Source organism: Kribbella caucasensis (genome assembly GCF_004361855.1).
GTDB lineage: Bacteria > Actinomycetota > Actinomycetes > Propionibacteriales > Kribbellaceae > Kribbella > Kribbella caucasensis.
Map to the genome: position 1 here is coordinate 1 of NZ_SNWQ01000020.1, position 20,727 is coordinate 20,727.

The 20,727-nt window shown below is 63.3% G+C and carries 13 protein-coding genes; 9 read left to right on the forward strand and 4 right to left on the reverse strand.

Going from position 1 to position 20,727, the window contains the following annotated elements:
- Nucleotides 1-393: 393 nt before the first annotated feature.
- Both EV643_RS32600 and EV643_RS32605 read right to left on the reverse strand, forming a co-directional pair.
- Nucleotides 394-2,163, reverse strand: coding sequence for a hypothetical protein (locus tag EV643_RS32600; RefSeq protein ID WP_133804040.1), 1,770 nt, complete (start codon nucleotides 2,161-2,163; stop codon nucleotides 394-396).
- Nucleotides 2,164-2,596: 433 nt separating this feature from the next.
- Nucleotides 2,597-3,184, reverse strand: a complete 588-nt coding sequence (locus EV643_RS32605; protein WP_133804041.1) for a hypothetical protein — start codon at nucleotides 3,182-3,184, stop codon at nucleotides 2,597-2,599.
- Nucleotides 3,185-3,643: 459 nt separating this feature from the next.
- On the opposite strand from EV643_RS32605, the gene EV643_RS32610 reads away from it, so the two are divergent.
- The 8 genes from EV643_RS32610 to EV643_RS32645 all read left to right on the forward strand — a co-directional run bounded on the left by EV643_RS32610 (nucleotide 3,644) and on the right by EV643_RS32645 (nucleotide 14,756).
- Entirely contained in the window at nucleotides 3,644-5,233 is a 1,590-nt protein-coding gene (locus EV643_RS32610; protein WP_166665663.1) for a restriction endonuclease, read from the forward strand.
- A 197-nt stretch (nucleotides 5,234-5,430) separates the two neighbouring features.
- On the forward strand, nucleotides 5,431-5,901 hold the full coding sequence (locus tag EV643_RS32615) for a MerR family transcriptional regulator (protein WP_133804043.1): 471 nt from the start codon (nucleotides 5,431-5,433) through the stop codon (nucleotides 5,899-5,901).
- Between the two features lie 38 nt (nucleotides 5,902-5,939).
- Nucleotides 5,940-6,224, forward strand: a complete 285-nt coding sequence (locus tag EV643_RS32620; RefSeq protein ID WP_133804044.1) for a type II toxin-antitoxin system Phd/YefM family antitoxin — start codon at nucleotides 5,940-5,942, stop codon at nucleotides 6,222-6,224.
- 92 nt (nucleotides 6,225-6,316) lie between these two features.
- Nucleotides 6,317-7,867 carry a hypothetical protein gene (locus tag EV643_RS32625; RefSeq protein WP_133804045.1) on the forward strand — a complete coding sequence of 517 codons (1,551 nt, stop codon included), beginning with the start codon at nucleotides 6,317-6,319 and terminating at the stop codon, nucleotides 7,865-7,867.
- Nucleotides 7,864-8,592 carry a hypothetical protein gene (locus EV643_RS32630; protein WP_133804046.1) on the forward strand — a complete coding sequence of 243 codons (729 nt, stop codon included), beginning with the start codon at nucleotides 7,864-7,866 and terminating at the stop codon, nucleotides 8,590-8,592. Before EV643_RS32625 ends, EV643_RS32630 begins: the two co-directional genes overlap by 4 nt.
- Complete coding sequence (locus EV643_RS32635) at nucleotides 8,589-12,998, forward strand: coiled-coil domain-containing protein (RefSeq protein ID WP_133804047.1); 4,410 nt, start codon at nucleotides 8,589-8,591, stop codon at nucleotides 12,996-12,998. The genes EV643_RS32630 and EV643_RS32635 overlap by 4 nt, the downstream gene beginning before the upstream one ends.
- Nucleotides 12,999-13,087: 89 nt before the next feature.
- A complete protein-coding gene (locus tag EV643_RS32640; RefSeq protein WP_133804048.1) occupies nucleotides 13,088-14,050 on the forward strand; it encodes a hypothetical protein in 963 nt (320 codons plus the stop codon).
- A gap of 19 nt (nucleotides 14,051-14,069) precedes the next feature.
- A complete protein-coding gene (locus EV643_RS32645; protein ID WP_202869865.1) occupies nucleotides 14,070-14,756 on the forward strand; it encodes a DUF5753 domain-containing protein in 687 nt (228 codons plus the stop codon).
- Between the two features lie 1,104 nt (nucleotides 14,757-15,860).
- Here EV643_RS32645 and EV643_RS32655 read toward each other — a convergent pair.
- Nucleotides 15,861-19,124, reverse strand: a complete 3,264-nt coding sequence (locus EV643_RS32655; protein ID WP_133804050.1) for a phosphoribosyltransferase — start codon at nucleotides 19,122-19,124, stop codon at nucleotides 15,861-15,863.
- Between the two features lie 265 nt (nucleotides 19,125-19,389).
- On the opposite strand from EV643_RS32655, the gene EV643_RS32660 reads away from it, so the two are divergent.
- On the forward strand, nucleotides 19,390-19,893 hold the full coding sequence (locus EV643_RS32660; protein ID WP_133804051.1) for a Pycsar system effector family protein: 504 nt from the start codon (nucleotides 19,390-19,392) through the stop codon (nucleotides 19,891-19,893).
- Here the strand turns inward: EV643_RS32660 and purN are convergent.
- The gene (purN, locus tag EV643_RS32665; protein ID WP_370452412.1) at nucleotides 19,825-20,610 is read right to left on the reverse strand and encodes a phosphoribosylglycinamide formyltransferase; all 786 of its coding nucleotides are present in this window, start codon (nucleotides 20,608-20,610) and stop codon (nucleotides 19,825-19,827) included. The two genes, EV643_RS32660 and purN, sit on opposite strands and share 69 nt — an antisense overlap.
- Between the last annotated feature and the right edge of the window lie 117 nt (nucleotides 20,611-20,727).

Sequence of the window (20,727 nt, forward strand, 5' to 3'; positions counted from 1 at the left end):
TGGATCAACAGACCAGCACCGACACCCCAGAAGGAAACCGACACAAAACTAGCCGCCTAACTCACGCTGGCCTCATCCGCCTTGACAAATTCCGGAGGCGGCATAGATCGGTACAGAAGCGTTGGTCGGATCTGCCGGGGTTGAAGGTTGCTTCGCAGTGCTCGCATGCGCGTCTTCGGGCGTCTAGATTGGCGAGATACTGGCTCGCGGAGGTGTCCATATTGGCTCAACGGTCGGCGGGCGATGCGTTCGAATAGTCGTTGCGCTCGGCTGAAACGCCTTGGATGCAAGAAGTGTGTCAGCGGTCGACCCTGCACGGCGACTGAAAGTTGCCTGCATCCGTTGAGTAGCCGAGGCTCACAAGGAGGGAGAAGCCTGCGCGCGGTCCGGGTCCTAGGAGCTGCCGATGACCTCCAGTTCGCCGCCGATGCCGACGCCGGAGGCGCGGGCGGAATTGAGGAGGGTCTCGACGAGGTGCAGTCGTAGCAGGTCGGTCTCGGCGCCGTTCGAGCCGGAACGCAATTGATGATAGGTCGGTTCAGCGATGTGGGGCTGGACGACGACGACTCGCCAGGGGTCGGTGGCGTTGCGCGGTTCGAGGGCCTCGAGGAACTCGGTGCGATCATCGACGCTCGCACCGTCTGACCAGCAGGCCGGGCGGGCTACGGGTGCTCGGCTCAGCTTGGTGCGCAGCCGATCGGTGTCCGCGTAGACGAGGTTCTTCACAGCCTGGCCGACCACGACTTCGTACGCCGCAGCGGCGACGCGGCGGCGTGGCGACGCGCTCCGTGCGGCCTTCACATGGTTGACGCTCAGACAGCCGTCGTCAGGTGCGATGTGGAAGAAGTCGGCGGCTTCGCCGGCGCCGTCGTCACAGGTCAGCCAGCCATCGGAGAAGTGCTGGACGACCCAGCCGAACAGGGACGTGTCGCCCGGCCGGCCCGCGAGGTCGTGGATCTCCTGCGGTTCCGTGCGGTCCGGCTTCTCGCGGGTGATGTCGAACCCGGTGAAGTCCTCGAACATCCAGTTCCGGAATGCGGCGACGGGAATCCGCTCCTTCCAGATCTGGCCGTTGCTGAACGTGTGGCCCGACCGGTAGTAGACGGTCAGCAGCTCCTGGTGCCCGAGCGCGTCCATGATCTCCCGGACTGTCGGCGGATCGGTCGGTTCGGTGGCGTACCCCAGGCTGAGATCGAATCCGTGGTCGCCGACCCGGGGACCCAGCGCGAGCGTGCCGCTGATCGATCCGCCGAAGCCGACGCCGAGCACGAAGTCGGGGGAGTTCGCCTTCTCCTGTACGTCGAGCGTCGCGGCCTCGAGCGTGATGGCAGCGTCGCGGACTTCGTCTCCGAGGTCCGGCAGGTTCGCCAGCTCGTCCGGTGTCGTCGCGATGATCTCGTACGCGCCGAATACTCCCGACAGATCGGCGACCGGACGTGCGAGGTGCGGCAATCCGTGTCCAGTGGCGGTGCCGGACACAAGGGCCTTGTCCAGCAACAGCAGGAGCTCGGCCACGGCCGCGGCGAAAGCGTTGAAGTCGGTGGCCGGCCCGAACCAGACCGAGGACCGCCTCGGTGTCGTCCCGATCGTGCCGTGGAGGACGAATCGCTCGGGATCGTCGTCGAGGAGGGCCTTCGCCGACCCCATCGCGAACGACGAGTCCTCGAACGGACTGAGCGCGTCCTGGAGGCGCTGGCCGCTGATGTTCTTGGTGTCGGGTTTCGTCGTCCGGCGTTGATGCGTGCCACGGAGCCACAGTCCCTTGGATTCACCGGTGAGCAGGGCTGATTCGAGCACATCGGGCGGGATCCGGCGCAGCGCCGGCCTCGGCGCCTTGTCGAGCCATCGTTGCAGGCGGTCGACGGTGACGTTGTCGGTGTGTACGGCGAACAGCCGGCCGCGGCGGAGAACGGCGGTCAGGTGATTCGTCGTGTCGACGAAGCTCGACCCCGGTGCGGCCCATCCAGGATGCGCGCGGACTTCCCGCACGAAGGCTGCGATCTGGTCGATACCGAGATTCTCGAGGCCGCGAGGAGCCTCGGGCTGGCCGGCATCGGGCGAGCTGCTGGCGATGATCCGCTCTTCCCGTCCAGGGCGTGACCGCCATGGATCACGCAGTACGCGCTCGCATCCGTCGAAGAACTGCCTCGGATCGTCGGCCATGCATTCCAGAACCACCACGGACACATAAGGGCGAAGAAGCCCCCAGCTCAGCGCGGCAACGGAGTGACCAGCCTCGACACCCATACACGACCCCCAAGGTGATCGAACACACCAGCCCGATCACTCAAGGTTATGAAGGCGACGCGAGGCCTGTCCGGCCACTCAGCGTGTCGGCACAGCGGCTTGGCTCCCGGATCAAACCAGAACGGGTCGCCGGTGCACGTCGTCAGCGCGGATGAGCAGCTGTCCGTCCTGGCGCACAGATCGCGGCGAATGATTCTGGAGGCGTTGCGCGAGCCGCAGCCGCCCGCCCGGTCGAGCGGCCTCGGCACGCCCGGGCGTGACGACGATGCCCGCCTCGGCATGCCAGTTACGGCTACCGGGCGGCGTTACGTTCTGCCCGGCGTGCGGGCCCGCCGTGCCGGCCTCTGCGTCAGGTTGTGGTCAGGGACGCCGGCTGCGCTCGCGACTCGGCCCTTGGAGTCAGCTTGGCGCGTGGTCTGCTGAAGCCGAGCGCCTGCGCGATGATCGTCAGCGGCGGTAGAAGCAGGTAGAGCAGCGGACACGTCAGTACGAACAAGCCGCTCTCCAGGCTTCGTTCGCGGACCATCGCGATGACTGGTCCGATACAGCCCAGAAGAATCAGTTGCCACGAGACGCCGTCGACCTCCAGCAACATCAGAACGGCGAGAGCCAAGCCGACCGGCCCTCGGGTGGTCTCGAACCACGTGACCGAACCAAGGGCGACCCCCGCGATTGCGACAAAGGCCAGTACGACGGCCGCGGTCGCAACAGCGTCGCTACGGGTGTGCAGCCACTCTGTCGCCGAGCCGATCGACCAACTCAGGCCTGTCCAGTCGATGGCGTGCTGCAGCACTGCACTGGGCAACTGCCGGTGGTGCAGGGCCGCCGCGAGCCAACAGAACACCAGCCAGTCGAGAAGCAGGGCCAAAGGTTTCATTGCCTTTCCGGCCGCGCTGTTCAGAACCGCAGAGCCGAGCGAGGACACGAGTTCGATCATGACCGAGAGTCTGACAGCGACCACCGACAGTCAGAGCCCTCGTTGATGTCGCCGAACCTCTGCGCCGGAAGCAACCGGCACAAGCGAGCCTTCGCAGATGGTCGCGACCAGGAGCCGGAGATACCGGCGGTGACGGATCCGGTGGTTGCTGAGGTTACGCATACCAGCTCGCAGCGGCGACCGGACCGACTGTCGAGTGCACGCGCCACGGTTCCACTCTCCTGGTAAGGGACGGGCTGGCCGGCCTGCGCTGGCCCGAGTCGGGGCGGAAGGGTCCTGCACCTAGGTGTCCGCGGTGTGCTCGAAGTACCGATGTCGACGGGCCCCGGCACAGCCGGGGGAGTAAGCCGACTCTCGTCGAGTGGGTCGGCGCGGGCTGCGCTCGTAACATTGTGTAGCTGGTGCTGTCCGCTGAGTTCGGTGCCTCCGCGGGCAGGTCGACGTGGCTTGGGAGGGCGGATGGCGCGTGGGCAGGGTTCCCAGAACGAGTGGCAGCGACAAGCTGCCGCAGCGGCGCGGGCGCGGGAATGGGAGGAGCGTGCGCGGGAGCGAGCAGTGCGAGAGGCGGAGAAGGAGCGCAAGCGGCTGCACCAACTTCGTATGACGGAGCAGGTCGACCAGGACAACGAGCAGTTGGAGGCCAGCGTCCAGCAGCTCCGCTCGATCCTCGAATCAGGTCTCTCGCGTCCTGCAAGGATAAATCTTCGCGCGCTACGCCGGACCTTCAAGGCACCGGAGCTCAAGCTGGGAGACCTGGCGCAGGCGAGTCCAAAGCCGACCTGGGATCAGTACGCACCTAATCCTCCGGGCCCGATCTCGAGGTTCTTCGGCGGCGAGGCGAGGTACGAAGACAGGCGGCGGTGGGCCGAGGCCGCGCTCCAGAAGGCACTAGAGGAGCATGCGGAGCAGGAGAGACAGCGTCAGCAGACGATCTCGCAGCTTAAGCGGGATCATGCCGAGCGGGTTGACGCGGAGGCGAAGCAAGTTGCCCGGCACAACCGTTCGGTCGAGGCCCTTGCTGGGCAGCTCGACGAGCGACAGAAGGACGCCGTCGAGAAATACCTGCGACAGGTGATCAAGGCGACCCCGATACCCGCATCGTTTCCGCGACGTCTGGCGCTGACGTTCAGTCCTCGTGCGGATCAGGTCGTGCTCCAGGTCGAGCTGCCGCCGAAGAGCGTCGTGCCGATGGTCTCGTCGTACCGCTACTTGCCGACCAAGGATGAGGTACGTCCGACCGCCAGGCAGGCGAAGGAGGCCGGGAGCCTGTACCGGGCGATCATCAGCCAGGTCGCTTTGCTGTACATCCGCGATCTCTTCGCCGGCGATCCGAAACTGCGGACGGTGGCATTCAACGGTCACGTCCAAGCCCTCAATCCCGGCACCGGAGAGAACGAGTTCCCGTGCATCATCAGCCTCAACGTCGAGCGTGAGGACTTCCCGCAGGATGCGAACCTGCGGAAGGTCGAGCTGGCGGCCTGCGTCCGGCACCTCAATGCGATCGTCTCGGCCCATCCGTACGAGCTCGAGCCGATCGAACCGATCCTCGACTTCGACCTGAGCAAGTTCTCGTTCGTCGAGGGGTTTGATGCGGTTTCGACACTAGACGCGCGTCCGGACCTGATGGAGATGTCGCCGACCAACTTCGAACATCTGGTCCGGGAGATCTTCGTCGCCCAGGGTGCCGAGGGCTGGACGACGGAGCAGAGCAACGATGACGGAGTCGATGCGGTCATCGCGAAGCGTACGCCGCTGATGGGTGGCCTGAGTATCGTGCAGGCCAAGCGCTGGAGCAAGGTGGTCGGCATCAGCCACGTGCGTGAGCTGGCCGGTGCCATGGAAGAGAAACGAGCTGGCTGGGGAATTCTCGTCACGACCTCCTGGTTCACACCCAAGTGCTGGGACAAGGCACGCGAGCATGGGCGAATGGAACTCATCGACGGCGATCGCTTGGTGTATCTGATCAAGGAGCACCTGGGCAAGGATGTGTTGATCGGAATCAAGGACCGGCCCGCTGCGCGACGGAACCAGCCCCAATCCGGTCGGTGACTAGTAGGCCCCGGCACGGACCAGCTGCCTGACCATCTGTGCGCCGTACGCGAATATGACGCCGTACTGCACACCGCAGTTCGACGCCGCACTCGCGGAGCGGTGAGGGTTCAGTCGCCATCGCCGTAGAACTGACAACTCGAAATCACAACTCAGAATGGTGGAAACGGTCATCTGATTGCGAGCAGACTCGTGGCATGAGCACCTTGAGCGGCGATGCATTCGATCCGAACGCCATTGACGACGTCGATCGCGTGGTCGAGGAACTCGCGAAGGAGTACTACCCAGGCAACAACTCGCAGGCACCCTGGGAGCCGGCGGGTTGGGACAACGTTCCTCGAGGCAGGCGGGTCCAGCGCGACCCTGAAACCGGCCGAGTGACCGAGTTGTTCCTCATCGGTGCGCTCGCCTTCGCGATGAACCGCAAACCCCTCACGATCCGTCTCTGGGAGCGCAAGGGGATCATCCCTAAGGTCCAGCAAGCAGCGGGCCGCGAGGGCAGTCAGCATGGTGGACGACGCCTCTACACACGCGCACAAATCGAGGGAATGATCGTGATTGCTCGGGAGGACGGTCTGCTGAGCAATGACCGCCGTCCGATCGAATCGACCAACTTCACGCCGCGCGTGGCGGCACTGTTCGACCGGTTGGCCGTAGGCGACACCTGAGCGATCACCAGCGGACGAAGTCAGCTACCGATGAGGCCATGAACCCGGTGGTTGATGGCTCCGACGTCGGCAGTAACAGTCCGGGTCCAGATCAGTGGCTGTCGGCCACTGAGGCGAAGAAGCGGTTGGGCACACTCGTGAAGACGGTCAACGAGGACCGGGGCGCTGTCGGAATCACAGCTCGGGGCGGATCAGAGGCCGTGCTCATCTCGGTCGAGGACTACCGGATGTGGCGAAAGATCAGCGAACTTGTCGAGCGCCGGGGAGGAGGCACTGAAACGACCCGGGAGTTGGCGGTCGCCGAGCTGGATCTTGGCCTGTGACGTGGTTGTGACGTTCTGTTATCGTTGCGTTGCTGGAGGTGCGGGGGAGACGCATGCGTCCGGTGGCGACTCGGTGAGGGGAGTGACGCTGGGTGAGTGACCTTCCGTCGGTCGGGCGGGCCGTGTTCGACGAGTCGTTCGGTGGACGGGTGCGGGCGTTGCTGCGGATTCGGCCGGTGGCCGATGCGGCGGACAATGCCGGACGGCAGTCGTGGGGTGACCAGCGGTACGACGTGGTGACGCTTGCGCTGGCCGCGATCGACTCGGTGATCGCCAGGCAGGGGTTCGACGACGAGGTGTCCTATGACGAAGTCGTGGCTGGCCTGGAGGCGCTGGCCGCGACCGCGCATCCGGAGCGTCCGGTTGACGAACACGCTCTGGTCGCGAGGTACGTCATCGACGCACTGCTCAATCGTCGGGAGCGTGAAGCGCCGTATCGGTACCAGATTTCGATCTTCAGCCGTGACGGCGACGGGGCGATCCGGCACCGGCAGATGCCCGCGGAGTTCCGCCTGCTGACGGAGCATGAGGATCACGCCCGGGGCGTGAACGTGCTACGTGCGTCGGCGGATGCGATCAATGCGCTGGTCGGCGGATTGGAGTTCGACGTCGAGGACGAGCAAGCCGCGATAGAGCTCATGCTTGCGCGACAGCTCGAGCGGGGTGCATTCGGGCAGGCGGAGAAGGCTGCGGAACGGTCGCGCCTGCTGTCTGTGCGCTACGCCGACGAGCTGCGGACCTTGCTCGCCGACACGACGCGGGACATCCGGACGGTGCTGGATCAATGGACCGAGCAGGTGCCGCAGCAGTTGGAGCGCAATCGCGCGCATCTGGAGGAGCGGCTGTCGGCGGAAGCCAAGGCGCTCGAGCATGTTCGTGGGGCGCTGGATGCCCCGGATGCAGAGCCTGAGGTTGCCGGTGCGGCTGCACGTATCGCGGGTCTCCTCGAGGAATGTCGCCACAGGCACACGGAGCTCCACGGGCGGCTGGTCAGTGCGCGAACGACGTTCCTGGACGAACAAACACGTCAGTCGTTCAGGCCGGTCGGCAGTCTGCGGAATCCGAACATCACCGACGATGTCTTCCTCCCGCTGCTCACTCTCCCGGCGGATCTCGCAGTGGAACCGGCCGAGACCTTCGCGACGTCGATCGCGGGCACGCAGGTGCCGCGGATCGTGCGGTTTGCCGATCTAGTGGACGATCTGCTGGCGCCACGGCGAGGCAGCGTCATCGAGGATCCACCCGATCCGGACGACGAGCTGGATGATCCGGATCCGCCAGCGGTTTCGGCCGAGGTGCTTGCGGCTGCCGCGGAGGTGGTTGATTCTGTTGAGCTGCCGTCGCGCCTGTCTGCGTTGTTGTCAGCGGCCCGTGGGGCGGATCTACCGGCGGAGGTCGATCGGGCGGCAGTGGAACGCGTGATCGCGCTGTCGGTGCTGTGGAGCTTCGCTCCCGAGTCGGTCGAGGACTTCTCGACGGCGGTGGACACGGCTGCCCAGGTACTCGGACCAACCGCGGTCGTCGATGCCGACGGGACACGGATCCCGCTGTCCGGTTGGTCGGGGGACGACTTGATTGTCGCTGAGGACGAGGATGCGCTCGGGGCATGGGCCGGTGCTCCGAGCGATCAGGAGGCGTCGTGACGTTGAGCCAGCGTGACCTCGCCGATGTCGGCGTACTCATCGGGTGCGGTCTGCGTCCGAAGCTGCGACCTGGTGCGGACTCCGAATACCGCGCCCTGCTGGGCCGGTACCGCACGGACCCCGAGTTCCGGAACGCGGTCGACGGCGTGCTCGACGGGCTGGATGCGCAGGTGTTGTCTGAGTCGGATCTCGGCCTGGTCCTTGGTGCACGCCGTGAATCCGTCTTCGCGTTCCGGATCTCGGATCTGCCCAATGTGACCCGTGTCAGTGACCGGCTGCTGATCGGTTTGGTCAGCGTAGCTGTGGCGGCGTTCGCGTTTCCGGCGCCGGCCGACTTCGACGATGACCGCGTGCATTGGGTGTCGGTGGAGGAGATCGAACGTTTCCTTCGCGAGGTGTGCGAGCGCCTCAAGCAGTCGCCGGACTTGGTCATGCGAGAGGAGGAATCGTTCGAGGAGGCGTGGCGAACGTACGACCGGCTGTCACCTGGCTACAAAGCGGACAAGGGCAAGGGAAAGGCTCGACGGTCACCGGCCTCGTCGCCCTACTGGGTGGCCAGTGTGCTCACGTGGATGGTCGATCAGGGGCTCGCCAGACCGGCGCCGACGCGCGGTCCGGAGGCATTCCAGCTGCTGGAGCGGTTCCGTATCCAAGCCCGCGAGCTTGCCGGGAATGCGACGTACGCCGTGCTCGCGTCGATGCGGCGTGAGGAGGGCGCGGCGTGACGTACCACCTGTCGCGCTTCCGGCTGGCGAGCGTCGGTGACCGCGCTGCACGGTTCACGGACTTGACCGCGGACCTGACCGCGTCCGGCCTTGATGGCTCGGCCGGTGAAGGGGAGCCGACCGACTCGATCGTCTGGCTGCGGAATGGCGGCGGCAAGTCCAGTCTCCTGTCCCTGTTCTTCGCGTTGCTGCTCCCGTTGCGGAAAGACTTCCTGGGGAAGGCGGTGAAGCGGCAGTTGGAGGACTACATCGCCACCGGCGACACGAGCCATACAGTTGCCGAGTGGGTAGCCTCCGACCCGCAACGTGGTCGGCAGCGGCTCATCACGGGCGCCGTCTACGAATGGGTCGAGCGGCGCAAGCCAGCCGACCCGGATCGTGACCGCGAGAAGCTCAAGAGTTCGTACTACGCCTTCTTCGCTGTCCCCGGCGTGCTCGACCTGGACCACTTGCCGATCGACGATGAGACAGGCCGCCGCCGATCCAGGTCGGATTTCGTTCGTTGTCTGCAGGAGATCGCCGCGTCGCGTCCGCAGGAGTTCCTGTTCACGATCACCGAGCAACGCAGCACCTGGATGGATGCACTTGTGGCCCGCAACCTCGACCCGGGGCTGTTCCGGTATCAGAAGCAGATGAACCACTCGGAGGGCGGCGTCGCCGAGCTCTTCGACTTTCCGACGACGGACAAGTTCATCGACTTCCTGATCGACCTGACCGTTGACAGTGCGCAGCCGGATCTCGTTGCGGCGAACTTGAAGAAGATCATCGACGTGCTCGGCCGTAAACCGCAGTTGACGATCGAACGTGACTTCTGCGGCGGGCTGGCGGACAAGCTCGACGAACTCGCGGAGAAGCATGCGCGGGCACTGCAGGCTGAGGGCGAGGCTACCGATGCGCGATCGGCCGCCGCTGCGCTCGCCGGTGCGTTTCGCTCAGCTTCCCGGGCTCAGGAGGCCGACGCGACGTGGTACGGCGAGGAGTCGGATCGACTGCGCGAGCGCGCAACCAAACTGGACAGCGAGCGGAACCGACGTAACGACACGGCCAATGAGTTGCTCAGGGTCGCCGCGACCCATCGGCTCACAGCTGCCCGTTCCGCGTGCGACGGTGCTGCGCGCCAGGCGGACGAAGCCAAGAGCGAGAGCCTGGCTTGGGAGGCGGTTCACTGGCTGGCCGAGCGGATGGAGGTGCAGGAGGCGGCGAAGTCGGTGCGGGAACAGTTGGCCGAGGAGGAGCACAAGACAGCTCCGCTACGTGCCGCGCGTGACGACGCTGCGCTGGAGTTGAAGTCGCGCTACCGAACGCTCGCTGACGAGGAGAACGAGGCGGAGGCGGAGGCAGTTTCCGCCGCCGAGGAGGGGGAGACGGACGCCGAGCACGAGGCGACTGTTGCGCAGGGCAATCGTGATAAGGCGACCGAAGCCACCACCCGCGCGGAGAACCTACGTGGCAAGGTGATCGAGATCGAGCAGGCCGTCGAGGCGGCCGTTGACAGTGGTGATCTGCCTGATCCTGCTGCTAAGCCATCCGAGGTGCTCGCCGGTTCGCGGGCTGCGAGGCGGTCGACCGTGGAGCTGCGGGAGACTATTCGGGTGCGGCGGTCCGCCGTACCAGAGCAGCGACGGGCGCTGCAGGACGAGCGAAAGCGGCTCACAGGCGAGCAGGCCACCAAGGTCGCCGAGCGAGATCAGGTGGCCGACGATCGTCGGAAGCTGGCCGCGCGGGTCGAGGCACTCGCGACCGATGCCAGACTCGCGGAGCTGGTAGAGCTCGGAGACGGTGGGCGTCTGAATCTGTGGGGCGAGGCCGCCGATCTCCGGGCCGCCCTGACCCATGCGGCTGCCGCCGCCGAGCTGGCGATCGTCGACTCGCGGGTTGACGCGGCAGACGACGATCGCGCGTTGGAGGGCCTGAGGACCGAAGACTTCCTGCCGACTACGCGTGATGCCCAGCGGGCCGCGGAGACCCTGATCGCCAACGAAGTCGCTGCACGACCGGGATGGCATCTTCTGCGGGATCTGGTCGCCGAAGCCGAGCGGGGGGCCGTACTGGACAACGCCCACGTGGCGGAGCTTGCAGCCGGCGTCGTGGTCGCGGACGGCGATGCCGACGATGCACGGGTCATCATCGCCTCCGCCAGTTGGAGCAGCGTCGCTCACGTCACAGTGTGCACCGCGGCGCAACTGCAGGAGGCGCTGCGGCGGGCCGCGCCCGAGTGGACCGCCGTACCCAGCGATCCGGCGCTCTACGATTCGTTCGCCGCCGAGAACGCCAGGATCGAACGCGAGCTACGACGGCACGAGCAGGACCAGCAGATCGACGCACTCCAGCAACAGGCCGCCGCAGATCGAGAGCTGCTGGCAACACTCGAGGGCCTCCTGCAAGACTGCCCAGCAGGGCACCTCGAAGAGCTCGAACGGATCGTCGCCGCCTGCAACGAGGCCATCGACGAGTACCAGAAACGGGATGGCTCGCTGGCGGAGGAGATCGCGGAGCTCGAGCGCCAGGACAAAGCGGACGCCGAAACCGAGAACGAGCTCTCCGAAAAACTGACCGTGCTGGCGGGACAGATTGAGCGGCTCGACGCTCTTGCGCGTAAGGTATCCGAGCTCCCGGCGCTCCAGCAGCAGATCGAGCAGCTTGACAAAGACGCCAGGCATCACAGCGACGCAGCCGACGATGCCGCACGACGTACGCGCGAGTTTCGTCTCGCCGCGCAAGCAGCTCGTGGCCGCGCTGCCGAGCACAAGTCGAATCGGGGGCGCCACCTCAGGGACGCGGGGGAGATCTCGCTGCTCGACGCTGACCGTGAATCGGCCGGCGTGGGATCCGGTGAGCCGTTGTCGGTGCTGCAGCACCGGTTCGCCGAGTTCGATCGGCGCTGGCAGACCGCGGCATCTCAGTCAGTGCTTGCCGAGAGGCTGAACAGCCTCACCGAACGCCTCACGAAGGCGGCCGGCGAGCTGGATGCCTACGATCCCGCTGTCCGCGAACAGGCCGGCGATCTGCTGGCGACAGGTGACGGGCAGGATGCGGCCAGACGTGCTGCCGCACGAAGCCGTTCACGGGAAGCAGCCGACGAGGCTCAGCAGATGTTGAGCACCACGAGGTCCGAGCTCGACCTGGCAGAAGCAGAAGTCAAGGAACGGACACCGAAGGACAGGCCGCGCCACGCGCAGCTCGAAGCCGAACCGGCGACCGAGGCCGAGGCTCGCCGGCTGGCCGAGGACGAAGCCGCACGCGCAACGGAGATGAGCAACAGAGCTACGAACCTGCGGCGAGACGCTACTGAGGCCGGCACCGAGGCGAGTGAAGCCCGTACAAGAGTGCAGGTGTTCCAGCAGCAGGCCAACCGGCTGCAGGACGCTGCCGCACCAGCCGAGGTGCCCGAGGACGTTCCGGCGTACAGCGGCGAAGCCGACGCAGAGGCTGTGCTCGATGGCGCACTCCAGTGCTTGAACGGTGCGGTTTCCACTGCATCGAATGCGAGGCGGGACGCTGACGATGCTGTCGGTGTTGTGCGGCGCATCGCAGCTGAGAGCCGGTTCGCGACGGTTCCCGCCGCCATCCGGGATCGGTTCACCGCCGACGATGCCAGCGTTCTAGCGGGACGTGCCGCCGCGCAGGCTGCCCAACTGCGACTGCGCTACACCACGATCGAAGGGCAGCTGGCCGACATCGGCCGAGATCAGCGTCTCGTGGTCGTGGAGGTTGCGGCGATGGTGCGCGACGTGATGGCCACGCTGGACTCCGCGCACCGACACTCGAAACTGCCCGGCACGTTGGGCGGCTGGAGCAACGAACACTTCCTGCGGATCAGGTTCACCCACCCGGCCACCGAAGAGGATCTGCATACGCGGATCGACACCGTAGTCGAGCGCATCGTGGCGGAGAAGTCGAAGCCCGAAGGCCTCGCGCTGCTCAAGCGATGCGTGCACGAAGCCGTTGCGCCGCGGGGGTTCACAGTCAAGGTGCTCAAGCCGAACAGCGACCTGGCGGTGGAACCGGTCGAGGTCACCCAGCTCGGCAAATTCTCCGGCGGGGAGAAGCTCACCGTCTGCGTCGCGCTCTACTGCACGCTCGCTCGGCTTCGCGCGGTCAATCGTGGTCAAGGCAAGGCTGCGGCGGGTGGCACGCTGGTCCTGGACAATCCGCTCGGTACGGCGAGCCACGTCGCGCTACTCCGATTGCAGCGCGACGTGGCGGCTGCGCACGGTGTACAGCTCGTCTACACGACCGGTGTGGAGGATCTCGGAGCGGTCGGACAGTTCCCCAATGTGCTGCGGTTGCGCAACGCTCCTGGGGCACTGCGCACCCGGCGGTACGTCGTACTCGAAGATCGCTACGGTCCGGCGGCGGACGGAATCACGGGTGCGCGCCTGAGCCGCACTGAGTCGGAATCGTGAACCTGAGTTCCCTCGGCAGGCGGCTGGCTGCTCTGATCGAGACGTCACCGACGCAGCAGATTGAGCTAGGTGTGCTGTATGACGCGGCCGTGGCATTCGACCGTAGCTTGGCCACCGCTCCCGACGCGCGCTCGGAGATCCGGGCCGCGCTGGATGAGCTGGTCGCCGCCGGTGTGGTCATCCTGCCGGCGTCGGCCGGCGGCTACGACAGGAGAGAACAGCCACCGCTGCCGCTGTGGGTTCGCCGCCCACCGCGCCCGCGGCGGGCGGCTCAGCCCAAGCCTGTGCGTGTGTGGCCGGCAGCGCTCGAGGCCGCCGGGCGGATTGCGAGCCGGGACGATGAGCTCGCCGTTCTCGAGGCAGTTGCCGCGTTCTTGCGTGACTGTGGTGAGGCGCGGCCGAGCGTGCCGGTCCGCGAACGGTCTCTGGAGCTGTTCGGTGACGAGAAGCGACTGGATCGTCTCAGCACTACGAGATTGTTCACTGCGGGCGCGCTCACGCTCGAGCTGCTGCGGTGCCATCAGGTGCCGATCCCGTTCGTTTCGCAGTGGGTTCCCGGAGCCGTCGATCCGCACGGCAAGGCTTTGCTGATCGCGGAGAACCATCACACCTACGCGTCGCTGCTCGAAGTCACTCGTCAGCACGCCAACCATGGCGGTCCCGGCAGGCATGTCGGCTATGGAACCGGAAATCAGTTCCCGTCCGCGGTGCTGTCGGTGCCGCTGCTGGTCCCGGCGCCGCAGCGGATCGTCTACTTCGGCGATGTCGACCTGAAGGGGCTGCAGATTCCGGTAGCTGCGAGCCTGAAGGCCCTGCAAGCTGGTCTCCCTGCGGTGGTTCCCGCGATCCCGCTGTACGAGCTCCTGTTCGCCACGCCGCACCGGCTGCCGGGTGCCCGAGTCGCCGTCGACGAGGCTGCGGCCGCGTCCGAGTGGCTGTGCGAGTTCGCCGGCGATGCCTGCATGGCATTGGTCAACGGCCAGCGACTCCCACAGGAAGCCGTCGGCTACGAACTCCTGCTGCGCCACCAGGACGTCCTGCACCGCATCTGATCAGGCGAGACGTTGACCGGTGGCGACGCCGGTACGACGAGGAGCCGCGCAATGCGAGGCCTCAGACCAGATCGCCGATCTAATCGCTTCGCTGGAAGCGATCGAGGGCATGTTCGTCCAGTGGAAGCGCATGGAACGCGGCGGACTTCGACGCGCCCACGAGTCCGTCATGCCGCTGTGGCAGCGCACCCGACGCTTCCGGACGTACTCGCCGTGGCTGGTCCTCGGTGCAGTACAGACCCAGAGCTACACCCGCGCCCTGCTCCGCGGCACCGCGGCCCGCCGCGGCCTCCCAGACGACGTCGAGGATGCCGTGAGGGTGCGGAATGAGCGCCGGAAACTGCTCCACCAGAAGGACCGGACGTTCACAGTACTTGTGGAGGAAGCCGTACTCCGAAACGTCATGGGCGACACCGACGTCATGGCTGGCCAACTCGGCCACCTCCTCACCGTCAGCGAGCTGCCTTCGGTCTCCCTCGGCATCTTGCCCCTCGGCGCCGACCGCACAGCCATGCCCCCAGTCGAGGATTTCTGGATCTTCGACGACGCCCAGGTCAACGTCGAACTCATCTCCGGCTACCTCACCATCACCCAGCCTGGCGAGGTAGCGATGTACGCCGACGCCTTCGCCCGCCTATCCAAAATCGCCGTCGTCGGAGCCCCCGCGAGACGCTTGATCGCCTCTGCCCTCGAGGCTCTGCAATAGCCGTGCAAGTCTCTGCAAGTCCATACTCTGAGCACCTGCCGGACTCCTACCGTCTAACCATGGTCAGGGCGGCGGAAGAGCCCCGAGCGCGCACCCGGGCGGTGCGTGGTTGCCCCTGCCCTGTCGCCGGCCGTTCCAAGCGGTGGCTGTGATGGGAGTACGGAATGAATCTGACTGGGAACCGGTCGCGCGAGTGGCCGGTACTACGCTCAGCGCAAGAAGTGGATTGCGACGGCCGCAATCCACGCACTGATGACCCTTGCCTCCTCGGCTACCACCACGGCCTACACAGGGACGATGCAGGAGTCGAATGGCTCGATGACGGCGACCTTGCCCGTCCCGACTGGCTGAATCGCTGAGCGCCGAAACATCCGCGACCGCCAACTACGCCGCGGGTCGTCCGGACAACGGCAGTGGAACGTCGCAACCGAGCAAGGCTGGATGGGTCTGACTCGCGCCGCGCCGGCCATATCCTCCCCTGGGCGCGTAGAGGCGCACTTAGCGCGAGGGACCATCACTCCGCGAATGTCGACTCGCGAATACCGCCGAGACGAGTGGCGGACAAATTCATGCTGCGAAATCTCGCTGACCACCAGGTCGGTTGATGGTCCCCACAGCGAGCAGACTGTCGATGTAGAGGTCGCCCCTGGCCCACCGTGTGGTAGAGGTGCAAGTCCGAAAACGAACACACACCTTAACCACACGCCTGGAGGTCGATCTGGAACCGCCAGGTCGAGCGCCTAGAGGAGCCTGAGTACGCTCCTCTTGTTCGGCGCGGTCCCCCCTGCGCTGATGCCGGTTCCAGTTCGTCTCGATAACTGCGTCGAGCACAATGGTGGCGCTATTTGCGGATTATCGAGAACCCGGACTGGCTAGTGGACGGGGTTCTGCGCGTTCGGATGCTTTCGCGAGGCTGGGCGGCAGCGGACAGAGTCGGCCTGTCCAGGGCAATATCAGGCTCGCCGTGCACGGGATTCACGATGCGACCGTCAGCAGGGCCATCGGAGCGCGCCGTGCAGTTCGATCTGGAATGTCCAGCACGCCGTCGTCGATCTCACTCCAGTGTAAACATCGAAATGGGAGCTGGATCTATCCTTGGTGATGTCATCCCGATAGATGGCCGTAAATAACTGGTGTCACTCGCTGGTTCCCCTCTACCTCAGTCGGATGGCCTTTGGCAACAATACCTCCTAGTCCAAGGCGGTCGGCTACTCCGGACCTAATTAGCCCTTGTCCGGCAACCATCACGAAGCACGACGAATCCAAATAACTTCCCTCAAGGTCCCCAAGATCCTGTTGCAAGCAGGACAGATGTTCCAAGAAACTTCGTCCCATCATTTCGCCACCGTGTTGCCGTGAAAGGGACGTGCCTACGAAGTTGGTCTCAATGAGGATGGCTCTAAAGCGGACCCCCGGGAACGCCTCCGCACACTTGCGTAACCGTGCGAGGGTCTCGATTGCCCACTCAAGGGCCAATCTACCGCCGAATGCGACATGCTTTTCGTCATCGGCGGAACTAAGGCCAACTTTCCAAGGGTGAACTTCGCCACCCTTCTTCCTGGCCACTTGTTGCATCTCAATGAGTTGCGAATTGGCTGCCCGGCGAAACACGAAGGACCTTCGGCGATATGTCTCCACATCTATGTCCTGCTCCTTCCATTCATTTCCTTTCGAATCAACCAGGTCGTACCAAAGTACATATGAATAGCGTTGCCCAACGAGCGGAGTGCCATATTCCTCTAGCATGAAATCTACTAGGCTCACTGCGCCATCTATCGAGTTCCTCAGAGTTGTTATCTTCTCCAGAGCGAGTCGGCAGGCCGAAAGTCTCTCGTCGAGAGTCGAGAGGCGGAACGACTCCATCAATTCCTCTACTTCAAGAACATCATTTGGCGCTGCGATCGAGGCATCGGTCATCCTAGCTCGCCATGTCGACAACTTCTTTGCCCCGTTGCGAATGTCCTTTTCGCTCGAACTTCTCTGAACTTGCGAAACAGAACCTTCCTCGAGAATGGCGAACCACGCGCCTACGCTCCAACAAATACCAGCGAATTGCGTAATGGCGCTCTCAAGCGCCTCCCCGCCTGTTGAAGTTTGGGCTTCGATGTATGGTTTCCAGTACCCCTCCCATGTGCGTGCTTCACCTTCTCTACCCGCGTGTCGTAGTTTCGACGTTCCGCCATCCACTACGTTTCGCCAGAACTGGGTTCGATACCAATGAGCCTTCTTGAGCGCCGAATTGACTGCTGTGTATCCATTTCCGCGATGAAGTCGAGTCATAAGCTTCGCGGCCATTTGGAGATCTCGGTGAGAAAATGCGCTCCGCAGGCTGCTGCCGTTTTCCTCATCCCACCATTCGGAGAATAGAACGAGCTCTGCTTCAATTGCCGCCAATGTATCTCGAGCGTCTCTCGTCGTAGTGAGTGCGATGAGATCGTCGGTGGTCTGCGCTGGTCCCGGTAAGCCGCCGCCCATCAACGCTCCGACAATGTTTCCGAGCCCGAATGCGAATGCTGGCGCCATCGAGTGGACCTGGCTGCCGTCAACCCGTCTTCCCAATTGATACTTTCGCGCTGAGTCTAAAGTCAAGACGTTGCGTCTGCGCAGATATTTCGAAAACCAAATCTCATTCACAGAGGCTGAACTCGATCGGGAGCGAAACTCCATAATCGCCCCGTGTAGGTGAAACGCACGGTGAAGCATCAATCGTTCGCGACTGGCACTAGGTACATCTGCCTTTGGCAGAATGTATCCTTGGGAAATGCCTAGCTGAAATAATAGAACGAGAAGCTTCTCTAGGGCGACTCTGGATAGCGAATCGCGTCCTGACCCATGAAGGATTCCATCAACGGCATCAAAGGCAAGATCCAAATGGCCATCATGTATTGGCACATCTTCGCCGTGGCGATAAGCGCGATACAAGATTCCGGCCTCACAGCACGTGATAGGAACGGATATGCCAAGATCGTTCAACCCATCGAGGATGAGGCTTAAGAGTCGTCTAAAGTGAACGTCATTCTCGGTGTCGTAGCGCTTTGCAAGATGTTCGGTGATACTCCGCCACGGAATGCCTTTGAGTAATCGATCGCGGAACGGGGCGTCCTCAGGGTCGGCAACTAGAACCCCTGAGCCTAGCCGCCGCGCTTCATCTCTGGCTGGGATCTCGTAGCGCTCGAAGAGTGCCAGGAAGATCTCAGAAAAGTCAGTCTCGATGCTTCCGCTAGAAGGATGCGAACTGCTAAGCATAATGCCATCCGCTGGGGCATCTGCATCGTTAAATAGAGCCGCGGTTCGCAGCTTGACATCACTCGGCAACTCTGCGGGATTGAGGGCGATGTGCGGTGCGTCATCGGAAAGCGCACCGAAGACTACATGTTCGGCTGGAGCGCTAATCGACTCGAGTCGCTTGCCCAGTTCGGGGCCGAAGTGGATGGGCGCCTCTCGATCAAGAAAGCCGACGGTGGGCAAACCATGAATTGACGATGCGATCGATCGAAGGAAACGCCCGCCGAGGGCTGAGCTGAGCAGATACTGTGTAATCCGTAGCCATCCGATTGGTTCGCGGATTGCACCGACGAGTGAATCTAGCGGACCGGCTCCGGATTCTTCCAGTCGTTGAATAATATGTCGAGCGCAACGCTCCACTCCTGCCACATCGAGCGGTTGAAGGGTTACAATAGGAACGAATGAGAACCAAGCCGCATCATCGACGAGCCGGCCAAATGCGCGCACCTTCACGATGTCCAGGCAGGCCAACGCGTCAGGGCCGAGAGATCGAGCCAGCTCAGCGTAGATAAGATCACTGGGAAAGAAGGTGTACGCGAGAATATCTGTGGTGCCTCGCGATGGACTGTCCACTTTGTAGGTGGACCACTCAATACTGGAGAAGAATGTTCCAAGATCCGTCCGTCGAATTCGCGTATTTGCTGAGATCGGAAAATCCACGATGTAAGGTCTTGGGAGTGACGCAAGTGCGCTTATCTCCGCCGCACAAAATGTCTTAATGAAGTCATCCGTGCCTACCAGTTCAGCATGATCTAACTGGACAATATCGGGAGAATAGAAGTCCTCGTCCACGCAAAGGGCATGAATGCTGACCTCAGCACCCACGTCGATCAATCGTGCGCGCGCACGTGCAAGTGTGGTGCCAAGGATCACCGTATCGTCAACCAGTGCGACCCGTTTTCCTCGAAGTTCTCGCAAATCAAAGTCCAGCATTCTATCCGTAACAACTGGACTGTCTGTTCCAATGTAGCCTAGGCGAACGAGGGTGTCATACAGGCAATAGGATTTGCGAGCGATGAACATAACAACATCTGCATCCAATTGCTGCAAATGCCGCATGAATTGACGAATGCCGTCAAGCATCCGCGGCTCGAATTGGCCCAAGACTTGACGATGCAGGCTGAGTTGGATCTCTGAGCGGCGCTGCATATCTTGGCCTTCTTTCCCGCGCTGGCGGAACGGTGAGGTTCCCTGCAAGAATGGCCCAGAGTATGCCCTCCGGCAAGTGCGCGGTTCAGGTCGGTTTGTTCAAATCTCTCGAAGATCGCTACCTTGGAAGCCGTCGAGCCGTGGCGGGTCGGCCATCAAGTGCTTGATCCATTCATTCGCTCGAAAGGATGTTTTGGCAATGACGGATGATGTCTCCGCATGCGCAGAGGTAATCCTCGCAGCGGCCCGAGAGGAGATCGGGAGGGCGGACGCAAAGGCATCCATCCTCTTGGCGGGTGCTGGCGTCGTAGTGGGTGCTCTGCTCGCCTCTGCACTCTCAAGCGATTGGAGTCCCGCGCGCCTGGTTTTGGCGGCGGCGATCCTCTGGTGGCTCAGCATTGCAGCTGTCGCGTTGGGCCTCGGCATGTTGGGATATTGCATCTACCCTCAAACCAAGCGTATCAAAAATGGCGGCAGCGTCATTTCTTACTTCGGTGATGTGGTCGGCCTGTCTCGCCTCCAGTTGGAGGCGGCGTTGGAGGAATCTGTAGCGGAGCCGAGGAGTGCGGTTTTGGATCAACTACTCCAAGTATCGGCGATTGCGGCAAGGAAATACTGGGCAATCAGTGCTGCACTACGACTGATGCTGTTCGGGACCATCGGAGCCGGTCTCGCCATCGCGGTCGATACCTGGCTGAGTTAGGTGACGTCGGAGGGTCAGAGGGGATTCGGATACAAGTTCCCCGATCACTTTCACATATAGATCCCGTTCAATAGACTGGATCCGTCTACGCAGACTGTCAGTAGTATCGTCGTCAGCAACGGCGACCGGAGCCTGAGCGATGATTTCGCCGGTATCTATGCCTTCGTCGACCCAGTGGATTGTGACGCCTGTTACCTTCACTCCATGCGCCAAGGCATCACGGACTGCGTGGGCTCCGGGAAATGAAGGCGAGAGTGCTGGATGGGTATTAATTGTAGGATATGTCCCTATCACTGCGCTAGAGAGAATCTTCATATATCCTGCAAGTACGAGTAGATCTGGATCGAATTTTCCAATTGCCCGGGCCAACGCTCGGTCGAAATCGTCCCGAGAAGTGAAATCCTCGAGGGTATTGGTAAAAACTGGAATCCCGTGTCGCCCCGCGCGAGCCTCGGCCCCTGTCCCCAACCTGTCGGTGCCAACCGCAGTTATCGTTGCATCAATGCGCGTTCCGCATGCGTCGAGGATTGCCTGCAGCGTCGTGCCTTCGCCAGATGCTAAAACGACAAGGTTTGCCGACATGGGCTCCTCCAGGTTCGTCGAGCGGAGAATGACCCTCGACGAGTCCGCCGGCGCCAGTCTTTTAGCTGAGGTCACGATACAGAAAATGGAGGCGACGGGACAGACTTCAGCTGCTGTGAGGGCTGAGCGGAACATGCTCGTCCTTCACCGGCTGAGAGGGACGAACCTGGCTACGGAGTGTTACATCCAGACCGTGAGGACCAGGACGTCATGGGCCACTTCGGCGTTGGTCTGCTCGTCGTACGTGCATGT